This window comes from Escherichia sp. E2562, assembly GCF_005781075.1.
Taxonomy (GTDB): domain Bacteria; phylum Pseudomonadota; class Gammaproteobacteria; order Enterobacterales; family Enterobacteriaceae; genus Escherichia.
In genome coordinates this window covers 21886-35904 of record NZ_VATM01000025.1, presented here as the reverse complement: position 1 = coordinate 35904, position 14019 = coordinate 21886, and the positions used below count along the sequence as shown (strand labels likewise).

Genomic DNA, 14019 nt, shown 5'->3' with positions numbered 1-14019 from the left:
CAACTGGAAGAAGAAATTTGACGCTCAGGGCGTTACCGTCAGGTTTATTGACGATGGGAGCAGCACCGATGGTGATATGGGACAAGTGGTGATGACCATCCTGTCGGCAGTGGCGCTGGCTGTACGCCGGAGGGTCCTGGAGCGTACAAATGAAGACCGACAGGAAGCCAGAATGAAAGATGCGACAGTGTCATTTAATAAAACTGTCGCATTCAGAAAATAAAACCACAACGCCATAATTTACAAACAGAAATTCAAGGTGATATAGAAAATCATTTCAATTTTAAGACAATCCCATCTTTAAATGAAATATTGAAACTACTTAAAATATCAACTGGCATCTCATCTACGTACACGATTTTTAAGTCATTTAACGCCATTACATCTGGCAGGTTTTGAAGAGTTGCCGCAGCTAATGTTAGAGTCGCTTTTGAACCGGATTTAAAGTTAATCATTCCTGCCCAGCATTTTCCTGTTGGTTTCTGTAACTCTTGCACAGGAGCAATTGGGATAGTATTGTTCAATGGATTAATAGTTACCTTTGCACTACCTGACAACTGAATAATCTTACCCATCCCATTCCCCTGTGAAAACTGAGTTGTATGAATATCCACTGTCGAATTATCAAAAGCATCTATCGCAACATAATCTCCTTCGTTGTTATCAGGGACATCATTACATATAGTCCTTGCGAAAATATTTCCATAAGATGAATCATAAAAAGATAAACTACTCGAAAGGTTTAAATTTGAGTCAGTATGTTGCTCTAATCTAACATTTAGTAAGAGTGAAGAATTATTATTAAACCTCAATCCGCTAAGTATACTGCCCGCGATGTTATTTGTTGAAATTTCATTGGCTTGCACATCAAGTGTGCTGTATCCTGATATTATAGCGTTATAAAACAACTCAATATACTCTGCTGAAATGATGAATCTTGAATTCTGAATACCAGTAAGGTATGGGCTTTTAATTGTATCTAACCTTGACATTCCGAGGAAAACAGCGCGTAGATTTTCCAGTGTAACACGGCTATCATCGAACAATTTGAAATCAATTGCGAAATAAGGACGATGTCTCGAGGAATCAGTTAATGTTATGGTTTTTAAGTTTTTGTCACCTGCAATACGGAAATCAGCTTTTTCCAAAAACAGAAAAGTGGAATTTTTATCCTTCGTAGCTGGTACAGACCAATTAATAACGTCGGCTCCTGTACTATCCGGGAGAAGAATAAGAGGACCAGCTTGAACAGGACCAACGTGAACAGGACCAGTAGCCATACCGTAAACTTCAAGCCCGCATCCTTGCATTTTATTAAATGCTTCTGCAGGTCCCCTCAACGTGACTTCTCTGGGATAGTCAAAAGACTGATTACTTTCAGGATCCCAGTTAAACGTAGCGTCTGTATTTTTCATAATAACCTATTTTCAAGTAGAAGTTGTAACCCAAAAAAGTATTAGGTTGCCGATGAACTGCCTGTTTTGTACTTGTAATGGATTAAAGTGTTAATTCATTAGATCTGAACATGAAGCACAATTGTTGTTTTATTTTACGGAATAGGATTACAACTATATATCACGTTGCTGCCATCAATATTTCATCATTACTGATGACCAAAAAAGCAACTGTATTTTTATTCATAAATAAATCTTCATTTCTAATGATGCAACATTTTATTTCATGGCCAAGTGACACTATAAATATTAATAGAATTAAAAAAGAGTTGTTGTTATTTACAAGTTATATATTGATATAGTTTGAGTTATTTTAAAATGATTAGATGTATATAGAAAATATTTTTATTATAAATCTGTGATATCAGTGATTGTAGTGGCACAGTAAATTTGACTACCTGATTAAAGGTGATATTCACACAAATAGCGGGTTGAGTCTCACCTATCCACTGAGTAGTAAGAATCTCTGGGCGTTATTCGCCAGATCGGAGCGGGGCAGAAGGCCGGTTACGTAGAGCTGATGACGTAAATAAAGCGCCTGTCTGGATGATATCGTTGTTGTGTTGCGTTCAACCTGATGGAACTCTGATGGCACTATTTTCAGTCAATACGCGTCAGGTCAATAGTCCAAAAAATCGGTAATCTCAGGATATTTTTGATAAAAAATGTCCTGCGCAATATTTATTGCACAGGACATTGGTGGTTATTCAGACTGATGCAGTAGGTAATCTCACTGCGTTAGCCAGGCACCCTTATCGGATGCTGGAGTGATTTCTGTTTAGTTAATGGTTAAATCCACCGTCATATTGTATTCAAATTTCCATGTTCCGTCGGTGAGAATGTAATGGATCAAACCGGTGTAATGTCCAGCAGGAAGGTCGGGGTTATCGCTGCGCGACCAGTCAAATAAACTTCTCGCAAGAGAAAGCCCACAACCAATCACAGTGTTGAAGGAATAAAGACCACAAGCTGTAAGCTTTCTTGCCCTTAACTTGAGCGTATACTCCTTGCCGTGTTCATCGATGATCGGTGTCTGAATCACTTCATTATCGGGATTGTTTCCTGATGATAGTGTTGTTGGGCCCATCGTGGGGGGAGCAACGATAAATGCTGTGTAAAGGTTAGGGGCGCTCAGATGCGCAGACATAGTTTGGGCTGTGTCAGTATTGATGACCCAGTGTTCAGATATCTCTGTCATAAACGCCATGTCTGGATCTGTTATCGTTGAACCATTCGTGCTTGCCGTTGTCGTCGCCATTCCTACTTTAGTACTTCGAATAGTGACACTTGTAATTCCGTTGGCATCGGTTTTTGACGTTTCCGCAGAAAGGAAGAAACCAGGTGTTGTCTGCCAGCTAACGGTAGCATCAGGGACCCTGTTATTGTTGATGTCCGTCACTATCGCTTCATAGGTTGCGTTATCCTTACCATCAGGGGCAACAATAGACTTATTACTATATATTGTATCCATTTTTGCGGTTTTAATATCTCCAATAAAGGTGACTCCAGGTGCCGCAAGCTGTGTGCCATTCACCGGTATGGTGGCGGTGACAATTGTTACGGCTGCGATTTTCGTGTGTCCGCTGACGGTGGCAACGCCCTGGTTATCCGTCAGACTGTTGGTGCCGTCTAACGTCAGATTCGGGGCGTTACTGGTCCAGTCGATCTGCACGCCCTTAACCGGATTATCGTGGGCATCTTTGACAGTAACCGACCAGGTTACGAGTTCCTTGTCATCGGCTACGGCCTGGGTTTTGTCCACTTTGCTGTCAGACAGGGCCGCTGTAGCAATATTGCCAGTCACATTCACCGTTACAGTCTGGCTGGACTGATTAATACCCGCAGTAATTTGCGACGCACCTCCTTTGGTGGTGGAATAAGCAACTTCCGCGATACCCTGACTGTTGGTGTCGGTGACATTACCAGGCTGGAAAATCCCGTTGGTATTATCGGAGCTCCAGTTAACCCGTTGGTTAATAACAGGATGTCCGGCTTCGTCCGTCACTGTGGCTTTCAGCGTTATGTTATCACCTGCTGCCACATCCGTTGTTGTGGACGGGGTGAGCGCAGAGACTGCGGCAGTAGCCGCATCGGCACCAAAGCTGATGGTTTCAGATGACTGACTTACACCATTGATGGTCGCCACAGCCTGACAGGCGAGTACATCCTCTGAGGTGAGCGTTGCTGTAACCTGACCCTGGGCGTCGGTTTTTTGCGGACTGCCGGTAAGATGATATTTACCTGTTGCTGGCTGAACCTGCCAGGTCACCTCACTCTGGCTGACGGGGTTCTTGTATTCATCTTCCACAGTGGCGGTCAGGGTAACCACATCCTTGTTATTCGCCATTGCGCTGGTTTTACTGGCGCTGACGTTAACCGGTTTTGCACTCTGTATATCAGGCGTGATGGTTAGCTGAATAGTTTTCTGGCTGTGATTGTCGCTGGATGCCGTAATGGTGGTGGCTTTCGCGAGCGTGCTGATGTAAGTCACCTTCACGTTACCCTTCGCATCGGTGTTCGATGTTGTTTCACTGAAAACACCTGCGGCATTGTCAGACTGCCAGACAACAGGTTTATTCGCGACCGGGTGACCGGATGCGTCCAGAACCTGAGCGGTCAACGTAACAATACCTTTACCGGCAGTGACACTGGTGTTATCTGCTGTCAGGCTTTGCAGCGTAGCAGACGTCGCATCCTCAGTGAATTTCACTGTGCCTGATGTTACCAGTGCTCCGCTGGCAGCATGGCCAATGTTACCGCTGATCTGATGCTCCCCACGTTGTTTTGAGGTCAGAGATACCGTCACGTTGCCGTTGCTGTCTGACGTGCTGGAGGCCGTTGACAGGAGACCTGTAGCAGGTATTGCTGCCCAGTTGATACTGATGCCCGACAGTGGGTTGCTGTTCGCATCCGTCACGATCCCCGTGAAAAAAACTTCATCGGCGCCGTTAGCGAGTGCGTTCTGTTTACTGAGTTTCAGGTCGGTAAGCTGCGCAGTGCGGGCGTCACCGATAAAGGTTACCTGTGGCGCATTAAACCCGGCACCTGTTTCTGCCTGGGCCGTGACTCCGGCATTTCCGGCTTTCAATGCGGACAGCGTGACGGACGCGACGCCCGAGGCACTGGTTGTTGTGCTCGGTGCTGAAAGCGTAACACCCGTACCAGAGGCGCTCCAGGTCACTTTATGATTTGTAACAGGGTTGCCTTTAGCATCTTTTACTGCTGCGGTGTAGGTAATAAGCTCCTTGCCGTCGGCAATAGCCTGCGTTTTATCCACGGTGACGTCAGTCACTTTTGCCGAAGTGCTGTCGGCAGTAAAGTGCAGACTTTGTGAACTTACTGCGCTACCGCTCGCGGTGCTGGCAGTAACCACCACATCCCCGCTTGACTGTGACGTTAGTGTTACCAGGCTGTTGCCACTGGCATCGGTGGTGTTCTGCGCGTTACTGAGCGTTCCCTTACCGGATGTAATAACCCACTTCACCTGGCTGCCGATCACCGGATGCTTACTGGCATCAGTGACCAGCGCCGTCAGTTGAATGGCATCATTCAGGTTGGCGATGGCAGTTTTTTTGTCGGCGTTAAGTGAAGTTACCGCGGCGGTTTTACTGTCCGCCATAAAGTGCAGGACCGGAGAAGCCAGCTTCTGCCCCTGCAGCGTGGCTGTCAGCGTAACCTCTTCCACCGTCGGAGAACTGACCTGAACAGTGACATGTCCCTGTTCGTCCGTCTGGGTGGTCGAGGCGGATAACTGCGCGGTATTGCTGGTTGAACTCCAGTCGATCTGGACATTCTTTAACGGATTACCCTGTGCGTCTTCTGCGACAGCAGTCAGCGTAGCGCTGTCCTTTCCATCGGCCAGCAGCGTGGTTTTATCCGGTGTGATGTTTTTCAGCACGGCGCTTTTGGTGTCGGCAACAAACGTCAGCGTGGTGGTTTGTTTCGCTGCACCGTTCGCGGTGGTGGCGGAAACAGTTGTCTGCCCGGCGTGTGTGGAGGTGAAATGCATGGTTGCAACCCCCTGATTATCCGCAAGGCTGCTGGTGCTGACGAAGATCAGCTACTAGTCCTGCTGACAATTCAGGAACATTTAGGGGATTGCAGAACAGGATAAGAATAGGAATTGCCGGCAGAATGATTCTGCCGACAGAATGCCAATTAAAGCAGGCTTATTTTAAGCCTGCTTTTTCGATTGTTGATGTTTTCTATAACAAGACTCAGAAGAGTTATTTGCGGCGATTCGCAGAATAAGGACGTCATCAGTCAGACCGTCCTGCTCACCGTCTGAGTCAAGAGCATGGAAAGAGTCACGCCCATCAGGGTTATCCAGCACATAAACGATTTCAGGTTCCTGGTAAGTCAGTTCGCGCTGGTTGTTATCCAGTTCAGTGAATGACTCTTCTCCAGTTTCGTCGCTGACCACGCCATATGTGCCGACATCAGGTCGGTATAAGAGCGCCTGGAACGCGTCTGGGCTGGATTCAATAATTAACATCCAGTCAGCACGGATCTGGTCGTTAAAGGCTTTATGCCCGTTATAGCGTGTTTTTAGCTGTGGAGTTGGTTCTCTGCCTGCCAGGGAAGATGGCAGAATGGCTATATCAGGTTCTCCAGTGTCCGGAGTAAAACTACCGCCGCTACCAGGGAAATTATCATGGCGATCAGCTTCGGCGGTGGATTGCTCTTCCAGAATGCTGAATGAATCCGATCCGGTATTGCCATGTTCCGGCGCGCCTCCTGCATCCTCTTCAATCGGCGCTGGCGTTTCTCTCTGCGTGCTGTCATGTTCTGACTCCTTACTTACCAGGTTTGCATCGTCAGCAAACCATTCGTCAAAACGGCCCATAAGCATCCTCAAAGGTCGATCTGTCAGGTATCGAAAGGAAGATTTTCGGGAGATTGTGATTTCGGATGAAGGAGGGGGAATTGTTGCAAATGCAAATGCACTTGCGCACAGTGCATCTGTGCGCTATAGTTATGGCATTCAGTAATCATCACGGAGGATCAAATGACTAATGACCAAAAAAATTAACATAAAGGATTTCAGGGATGCGTGGCTTGATGATTTTTTTGAATTTTCAACACCACACAAAAAGATACCTTCTGATATTCATATTACATTGTTGCGGAAGCTGGATATTATCAATGCCGCAACTACCTGGAAGGACTTGAGATCACCACCAGGTAATCGGTATGAGGAATTGTCAGGGAAGCTAAGCGGCTATTCATCAATAAGGGTGAATAAGCAATATAGGTTAATTTTTAAGTGGGTTAACGGAAAGGCCGAGGACTTGTATCTCGACCCTCACAAATACTAAAACAAATACCCGGCGGATGGACCGGGTATTGACCAGAGTCCACTTAATACGCACGCTAGTAAGGGCAAAAAATGAAACAGGCAACCAGAAAACCGACGACTGTAGGTGATATCCTGCTGTACGAATACCTGGAGCCGTTAGAGCTGAAGATCAACGAGTTAGCAGAAATACTACATGTTCATCGTAACACCGTAAGTGCTCTTGTTAATAATAATCGTAAGCTAACGATGGATATGGCATATCGCCTGGCAAAAGCATTCGATACTTCTGTAGATTTTTGGATTAATCTTCAGACCGCAGTAGACCTGTGGGAAGTTGAAAATGACATGCGCGTTCAGGAAGAGTTAAGCCGTATCACTACTGCTGAAGAATTTATTTCTCAGCGGAATCTGAATAAAAAAGCAGCCTGATATTGTAAAAAACACACAAAAAGCCCACTAAAAAAGTGGGCTTTTCTTTGGAAATAATGAACATTAAACCTATCCGTACAGAACAGGATTATGAGGCCGCACTGCGTGCGGTCGAACCGATGTTCGATAACAAACCGGAAATGAACACCCCTGAAGGTGATTTCTTTGATGTCATGTGTCTTCTCATTGAAGAGTACGAGAAAAAACATTATCCAATTGAGTCTCCATCACCTATTGATGGTCATTAAGTTCCGTATGGAACAGCAAGGGCTGACCGTGAAAGACCTGGAACCGGCAATTGGTAAGCCAAACCGTGTTTACGAAGTGCTTAATGGTACTCGAAATTTGACGTTACCTATGATTCGTCGTTTACATTCCCAGTTTGGCATTCCACTGGAAAGTCTGGTTGGTGTTTGAGTTTGGCGGTCTGGAGGACCGCTTTTTTATAAAATGGGTATTAGAAAGGTAGATGTTTTGCTATTTCATGAATGGATAATCATGTTTCCAGCGAAAAAAAACGTAAAGTCTGTATTTTTTCTTAGGCAATGTTACAAAAATTCATTTAATCTCTTGCATTCACTACAGAAGATTATCTATGCATATATATTTAACCAATCTGATTCAATCTGACGCTGTCAACTTACGTCTGGCCGTTCCATTTCATTATCACGAAGGGGAACCTGGATTCATGAAACAGTGGGAAGACGCAAGGGCTGCAATCAGAAATGCAACCGATAAAAGAATAGGTCTTATATCATTCAAAAAAGACCCTCTCGTACTTGAAATCGAAAAATTTAAGGCTTTTATATTTCAAGATACTGAACTTGATAAATATTACATTATTTCACCAGTTAAACTCGCTGGGTGTGGTGAACCTATAGTTAAGTGCTAATAGCCCACTATTTATATGATGGGCTATTAAATTATTTTTATGCCCGTCCTTTCTTTACATAAACCATAAACATTTTTTCAGCTTGCTCAGGTGACGTTCCTGCCATGACAAGCGCATCAATGAACGCCTGCTTCTTCAGTGCGAACTGATCGGCAAGGCGTTGCTGAAGCTCCTTGTTTTTCTGTTTCTCGCGTTGCAAGGCCGCTTCTTTTGCTGCCGCTCGTTTTTTCTGTGCGTCTGACAACTTTCTGGCCCTGGTCAGCTGGTCACGTAGCTTGTCAATCTTGCCGTTGTCCTTTGCCAGTTTTGTGCTTAAAGCGGCCTGGCGTTTCTGATAGAGCCTCCATTCGCGTTTGGCGGCTTCAACGTTCGTTTTACTGCTACGATTGCGATTAAACTCCTTCTCGTCTTCTTTTGAGAAGTGTTTGGTTGTACGGCGGCGATCGTCACCAAATGCAATTTGCGTTGCAGCCTTTTGTAGCGCACGAGCAATACTCATTTGCCAACTGGCGGACTGTAACCGCGTCATTGAGTGGATCACGTGTTTACAGGCGACGCCTTGCAGCTTCGGGTTGCGAACTTTTGGATAGGCGTATTCTTTTGGCGGTGCCAGGGCAAAGTTACCCGCAGTGGCGATGTAACGATACCAGTATTGATGACGACCACAGTCACAATCGAAAGATACCCGCCCAGCACACAGTGATTTAGTGACTTTCAGGGCTGATTTATCGTCTTCTGCGATGTCATCGACCATCTGATCCCATTCTTCAAAGCGTATCCGGACGATATGATGCTGGTGGACAGATATATCTGATGCTTCTACGCGGATATTAATTACGTTGTGGCGAAGAGATACGGGCGTAGCTCTTTTGATACCGGAACCGTCGTCTACGGCGTTATTTGCACGCTTAATATCGATAGCCTGGCTGGACGCCACCAGCTGGGCGTATGTAATGCCAGCCGTCTTGCTGTCATATTTTTCGCGCGTTTTACTCCGTAGCTTTTCGAAACCTTTCAGATCGTCGCGAGTAAAGAACGTGCCGCCTTTCTTCTTCCCTAACTTGAGAATATCTTCGGCGGATTTGTTCCTCAGTCTGCCAGGTGTAAGCGTTCGGTGAGCTTGTCGGCGCTTACGGGTTTGTTCTTTCCTGATAAGGTCGAATATACGCGTGAAGTCCTTAGAGGACAGGCCGTCAGTGATATAGCGCCCGTCCTGGTTTTTCAGGAAATCAGGCATTTTTTATCTCCGGTTCAGCGCCAGCATAATCACGGATCTTGTTTCTCAGCCATGCCACATCAGGGAGAGTTAACGTGGTCCCGGCGGGCATTTCTTCCATTTCTGATTCATGCCCCACCAGCACTCTGAATACCCAGCGTAAATCTGCGTTCCCATACGCCCGGTAGGCAGCCAGGTCTGAACGATAGACTTCATCAAGTTTTATCGTGTACTGGAAGTTATCCGGGTGATATTCCGATACCCGTTTAATCATCTCCTGGTGGAACAGTGCGCGCAGAATATCGTCTTCAATGTATCGATCGTCGAGTCTGCTATAGCCCATAACAAAGATCCTCAGTCATAACCTGGGGAAACTGTATGCAGGGTGTGAAATGCAAGAAACAGACAGGCCACCAGCTCAGGGAGATGTGATTCATAAATCCCCTCACTGGTGACAAGTGACTTTCATTAATCTTTATGCGGGGCCAGCTTCATTACTTACTGGCAGTAGATTAAAAATTAAACGGAGCGAATGACATGGATGTTATTTTCGAAATACTAATGCTAATTGATCTGTTTATGAACGCTTCATTGACCACGCAAATACTGGCGTCAATATTTTTGTTACTCTTCTACCTGGTATTGAGGGAGTTAACAAAGCTACTGATGTGATCAAAGTATCACGGTATCTTCATCAACTTCTTTCCCAGCCAGTGACTTTGGCTGGGAGGTGCCTGCTTTAACCTTTTCATGCCCAATAATGGACAGGAACGAAGCGAGGATGCCTGTTTTGTGCTCTTTCTCGACTGTACCTGTCATCTGTTCCACATAATCTGCGCTGGCAACGTTGTGGTATACGGTCGCGTAGCAACACAGGATCATAAGAATATGTTCCGGCCTGATGTCCTGCCAGTTCACCCGGTAGACTTCTTCTCCGTTACCGTTGTATTCGGTATCAACGATGGAGTCGGGGACTTCGAAAGCACCTTTGTAATTTTGCGGCAGGGATAATAGCTTCTGGAGTTTTAGCTCTCTGTATCTTTCCATCCCTACGATAATCGCAGCTCTGCCGTCGGCATGACGTGTCTTGAGTGTTACCTGGCTTGCTCCGGTGCCAGCGGAGATCGTTGGCGTAATTTCGTCTACCAGCACCTTAAATTTGCTTTTCCGCAGGGCTGCTATAGCTGGAGGAATTTTTTGCTTTTGTTCCAATGCTGACGCGGGAAGGGGTTTTACTTCGTTAATCACGAGAGCACCGTCTTTCAGTATTGCAGTGAGCATTTGCGGTTTGCTGGTGGTCAGGCTGAATATTGCTATCTTTTCCATTGTCCTTCCTCCACGGATGACGGATACAAAAAAAGGCCGCGCATGGCGGCCTGCTTTGGCGTTATGACTCCCTACCGCGCTTCGGCTGAAAGTTAATCGTCAAAAGAACCTTCAACGGGAGCCGTTAGCGCGATGGATTATGTGCAGTTTGTGATTTCAAGAATAGTGTCAATAGTCATTTGCTATTTTTTTGTAAACGGGGTGGTGCTTATCAAAAAAACAGAGTGGTTAGTTATTATTGGGGTCTGAAGCCCAACCGTACAAAAACGTACGGTTGGGCTTCAGGCCCCTATACCGACGCTAATGAACTCTGACCGAATCAGTGATGGTTAGATTTATCGAAATATTTGGCGCAACAAATTCCGATTTTGGTTTGATAAAAAACACCGTAACGCGCCATTTTTAAGTGGAAATGTTTCAGCCTTTAGTCGTTTTATTTCCATGCCGATATAACATTTACCGCAGTCGCTTCATCATAAGCCAAGCTGCTAAATAGTAAACATAATTGCATGTTTTATTGGAATTATATTGTAACAATCCACTCCGTCTAACTTACAGGAACGATATACTATGTCACAGGTTATTAATACTAATGCTCTCAGCCTTGTAGCACAGAACAACCTCAATAAGTCCCAGACAACACTGGGTACAGCTATTCAGCGCCTGTCTTCTGGTCTGCGCATTAATAGCGCAAAAGACGATGCTGCTGGCCAGGCTATCAGCAACCGTTTCACCGCCAGCATTTCTGGTCTGACTCAGGCTTCCCGCAATGCTAATGACGGTATCTCCATCGCTCAAACCACTGAAGGTGCGCTGAACGAAGTGAACGATAACCTGCAGAATATCCGCCGTCTGACTGTTCAGGCGCAGAATGGAACTAACTCAGCTTCTGACCGTGAATCCATTCAGGATGAAATTAACGCCCGTCTGTCGGAAATCAACCGCATCTCCGATCAGACTGAATTTAACGGTGTTAAAGTTCTCAGTCAGGATCAATCTTTGTCTATCCAGGTGGGGTCTAACGATAAAGAAACAATCGGTATCGATTTGAATAAAATGGATGCTGACACCCTCGGCATGACAGATTTTACCGTGTCAGAAAATATCGCAGGGTTGCCAATTACCACAGTGATTCCCGATGGTATGTTTTATAGCGCCGAGATAACTTATACGGTAGCTGATCTGGACAATCAAGGTGATCAAAACATTCATGCGCAGGATCTCGTACAAGACAAGGCAACGGGCGATCTTTATGCGAAATGCGACGATGGGAATTACTATTCCGCTCAAGTCATAGAGAACAGCGTGGTTAGTTTTAAGACTGATACCCCAGTGACAGTGGATCCCAAAAATGTGAGTTCAGTGGTTGGTCAGAAATATAGCGGTGATGTCACCATTAGTGCTAATTCAGTGGCAACTCTGGGGGGAAAGACATTGAAAACTGACGACCAGGGAAATTTTTATGTGGACGATGGTAAAGGCCACGTCACCAAGGCTGACTACACACAGAAAAAAGTAACAAGTAAAAATGGTACTGTAAGTATTGAAGGCGAATTCACCGACACCGGTGTTGCGGTTAAGGGCGCTAATACCGTTACGCCTGATCCGCTGAAAACCATCGATGCTGCACTGTCTCAGGTCGATAAACTACGCTCTGGTCTCGGTGCCGTGCAAAACCGTTTCGATTCTGTGATTAGCAATCTGAACAACACCGTTAATAACCTGTCTGAGTCTCGTTCACGCATTCTGGACGCTGACTTTGCCTCTGAAGTGTCTGAAATGAGTCGAGCTAACATCCTGCAGTCTGCGGGAACGTCTGTTCTGGCACAGGCTAACCAGGTTCCGCAAAACATTCTGCAACTTCTGCGGTAGTTGTCTGCCCAGGCATATTGCCGGCATGGAAGGTAGTGACATATACGCCGGGCGAGTTTTCTTTAAACGCCGAGATACTGGCTGGCACCTGCGTTGGTGCGGTTGCCGGAGAGAGGCTGGTTTTCTTTTGCAGCCTGGCTTTCTTTTGTGGCTTCTGTTGTTTTGAGTTGGCTTCCGTGATTTGAGCACTGAGGTTAGCTGCCTGACCTGTGATTTTCTCACCACTGGCGGTGGTCAGCGTCACGCTAATCGGTGTGCTGCTTACTCCGTCTGCTGGTAGCGTCATTTTAGCGGCGCTGGCGGTGGTGACTGCGTGTTGAATATTAAAACTGTCAACCTGCCAGTGGATGTGATCAAGCGGATATTTGCTCTTCACCTGCACATTTACCGGCAGGGTCATAGATTCAGTGCCGGAAATTTTATCCTGCAGGGTCAGCCAGATAACCTGTTGCTTACGGTACTCCAGCACAATGTCGTTGTTTCTGTTTACCAGCTCGTAACGGCTACCCATCAGCGTTCTGCTGGCGCCGACGGCGTCTGGATCGAGATGACTCGCCAGGGATTCGCCCATCTTCCAGTTGAGATTGAGGTTCACCTGGGTGTCGTTCTGATCACCTTTACCCATTTTTTGGTTCAGGCCCACGGTCATCAGCGGGAATGGCGTGTAGTTGACGCCCAGCGTCATGGCCCACGGGTTGCTCAGGCGCTTATCACTGCTGTTCTGCGAGAGCGCCACTTCCTCACCAAAGTATTGTTCCCACGCCAGTTCTGCACCTAACTGTGGATAAACGGGTAAATAACCCTCGGCGCGAATGTCATAGCCATTGGCAACACGTTCCTGATAATCGGCATAGCGTTTTGAATTTTTCCAGCCGGAAAGTCGGCGGTAACCGTTTGCGCTAAGGCGGAAGAAATCGCTGCCCAGCTCTGTCCCGACGCCCAGACGCTGATGCTTATTACCGGAGAGCTGCTGGTCGTAAAAAGTGTTGACGCCCCACATCCAGTGGTCAGCAAAGTAACGATAACCAATACCGATATTGACGATATCGCGGTCATCATTGCGGCGGGCACCAACTTGCGTAAACAGGAGATCCTGCTTCTTGTTGTCGTAGAGAGGCACCAGAAGATCTACGCTGGCATTATTAAGTGCCATTTTGCGGTCCAGCGTTGCATTAACTTTGGCAGTTCCGAACTGCTGCAACCATTGCTGCACTTCACTGGTGGCAATCGACGAGGTGCTGCCGATGGCAGAGGAGATCAATGCATCTGTTCTATTGCTCTGTTTTAATAATTCGGCAGTGCTGGTAAGAACTGAGGCGATTTTTTTATCGTCTTCATCATCCTGTGCTGTTGTTTTCGCATCGTGCTTTCCTTTTGCTTCTTGTCCGGACTTATTCTCTGGCGAATTCGTTACTGCCTGAGCAGGGAACGTAAAGACAAAGGAGTTCATAAAAATAACCATGAGCTGCAAAAATATTTGCAGGCAGGCTGTGAGTCTCTGTTTCATAATAACATCAGTCTGTTGTTTGAA

At 46.2% G+C, this 14019-nt stretch carries 11 protein-coding genes and 2 pseudogenes; 6 read left to right on the top strand and 7 right to left on the bottom strand.

The features are described from left to right. Positions 1-178, top strand: a pseudogene (locus tag FEK43_RS21845) (recombinase family protein); the annotation flags it as partial. Between the two features lie 94 nt (positions 179-272). Here FEK43_RS21845 and FEK43_RS21840 read toward each other — a convergent pair. The 3 genes from FEK43_RS21840 to FEK43_RS21830 all read right to left on the bottom strand — a co-directional run bounded on the left by FEK43_RS21840 (position 273) and on the right by FEK43_RS21830 (position 6300). Continuing rightward, positions 273-1415: a hypothetical protein gene (locus tag FEK43_RS21840; RefSeq protein WP_130236375.1), complete on the bottom strand. Its 1143-nt coding sequence runs from the start codon at positions 1413-1415 to the stop codon at positions 273-275. Positions 1416-2232: 817 nt separating this feature from the next. After that, positions 2233-5463 (bottom strand): Ig-like domain-containing protein, encoded by a 3231-nt coding sequence (locus tag FEK43_RS21835; RefSeq protein ID WP_130236374.1) that lies wholly within the window; start codon positions 5461-5463, stop codon positions 2233-2235. A 165-nt stretch (positions 5464-5628) separates the two neighbouring features. Next, entirely contained in the window at positions 5629-6300 is a 672-nt protein-coding gene (locus FEK43_RS21830) for a phage tail protein (protein ID WP_240779370.1), read from the bottom strand. Positions 6301-6469: 169 nt separating this feature from the next. Between FEK43_RS21830 and FEK43_RS21825 the strand changes: the two genes are divergently transcribed. The 4 genes and pseudogenes from FEK43_RS21825 to FEK43_RS21810 all read left to right on the top strand — a co-directional run bounded on the left by FEK43_RS21825 (position 6470) and on the right by FEK43_RS21810 (position 8074). Then, positions 6470-6772, top strand: a complete 303-nt coding sequence (locus FEK43_RS21825; protein WP_135408898.1) for a type II toxin-antitoxin system RelE/ParE family toxin — start codon at positions 6470-6472, stop codon at positions 6770-6772. 71 nt (positions 6773-6843) lie between these two features. Further along, the gene (locus tag FEK43_RS21820; protein WP_000806446.1) at positions 6844-7182 is read left to right on the top strand and encodes a HigA family addiction module antitoxin; all 339 of its coding nucleotides are present in this window, start codon (positions 6844-6846) and stop codon (positions 7180-7182) included. Between the two features lie 56 nt (positions 7183-7238). Beyond that, positions 7239-7599, top strand: a pseudogene (locus FEK43_RS21815) (helix-turn-helix domain-containing protein). A gap of 271 nt (positions 7600-7870) precedes the next feature. Next, complete coding sequence (locus tag FEK43_RS21810; protein WP_135408896.1) at positions 7871-8074, top strand: hypothetical protein; 204 nt, start codon at positions 7871-7873, stop codon at positions 8072-8074. Between the two features lie 37 nt (positions 8075-8111). Here FEK43_RS21810 and FEK43_RS21805 read toward each other — a convergent pair whose 3' ends face one another. The 3 genes from FEK43_RS21805 to FEK43_RS21795 all read right to left on the bottom strand — a co-directional run bounded on the left by FEK43_RS21805 (position 8112) and on the right by FEK43_RS21795 (position 10616). Next, a complete protein-coding gene (locus FEK43_RS21805; protein ID WP_130236371.1) occupies positions 8112-9311 on the bottom strand; it encodes a phage tail protein in 1200 nt (399 codons plus the stop codon). Next, entirely contained in the window at positions 9304-9633 is a 330-nt protein-coding gene (locus FEK43_RS21800; protein WP_130236370.1) for a baseplate protein, read from the bottom strand. The genes FEK43_RS21805 and FEK43_RS21800 overlap by 8 nt, the downstream gene beginning before the upstream one ends. A 329-nt stretch (positions 9634-9962) precedes the next feature. Continuing rightward, a complete protein-coding gene (locus tag FEK43_RS21795; protein WP_135408891.1) occupies positions 9963-10616 on the bottom strand; it encodes a maturation control protein in 654 nt (217 codons plus the stop codon). 570 nt (positions 10617-11186) lie between these two features. Here FEK43_RS21795 and FEK43_RS21790 point away from each other — a divergent pair. Then, positions 11187-12488: a FliC/FljB family flagellin gene (locus FEK43_RS21790; RefSeq protein WP_130236368.1), complete on the top strand. Its 1302-nt coding sequence runs from the start codon at positions 11187-11189 to the stop codon at positions 12486-12488. Here FEK43_RS21790 and FEK43_RS21785 read toward each other — a convergent pair. Further along, a complete protein-coding gene (locus tag FEK43_RS21785) occupies positions 12448-13938 on the bottom strand; it encodes an inverse autotransporter beta domain-containing protein (RefSeq protein WP_165489008.1) in 1491 nt (496 codons plus the stop codon). The genes FEK43_RS21790 and FEK43_RS21785 overlap by 41 nt on opposite strands. Between the last annotated feature and the right edge of the window lie 81 nt (positions 13939-14019).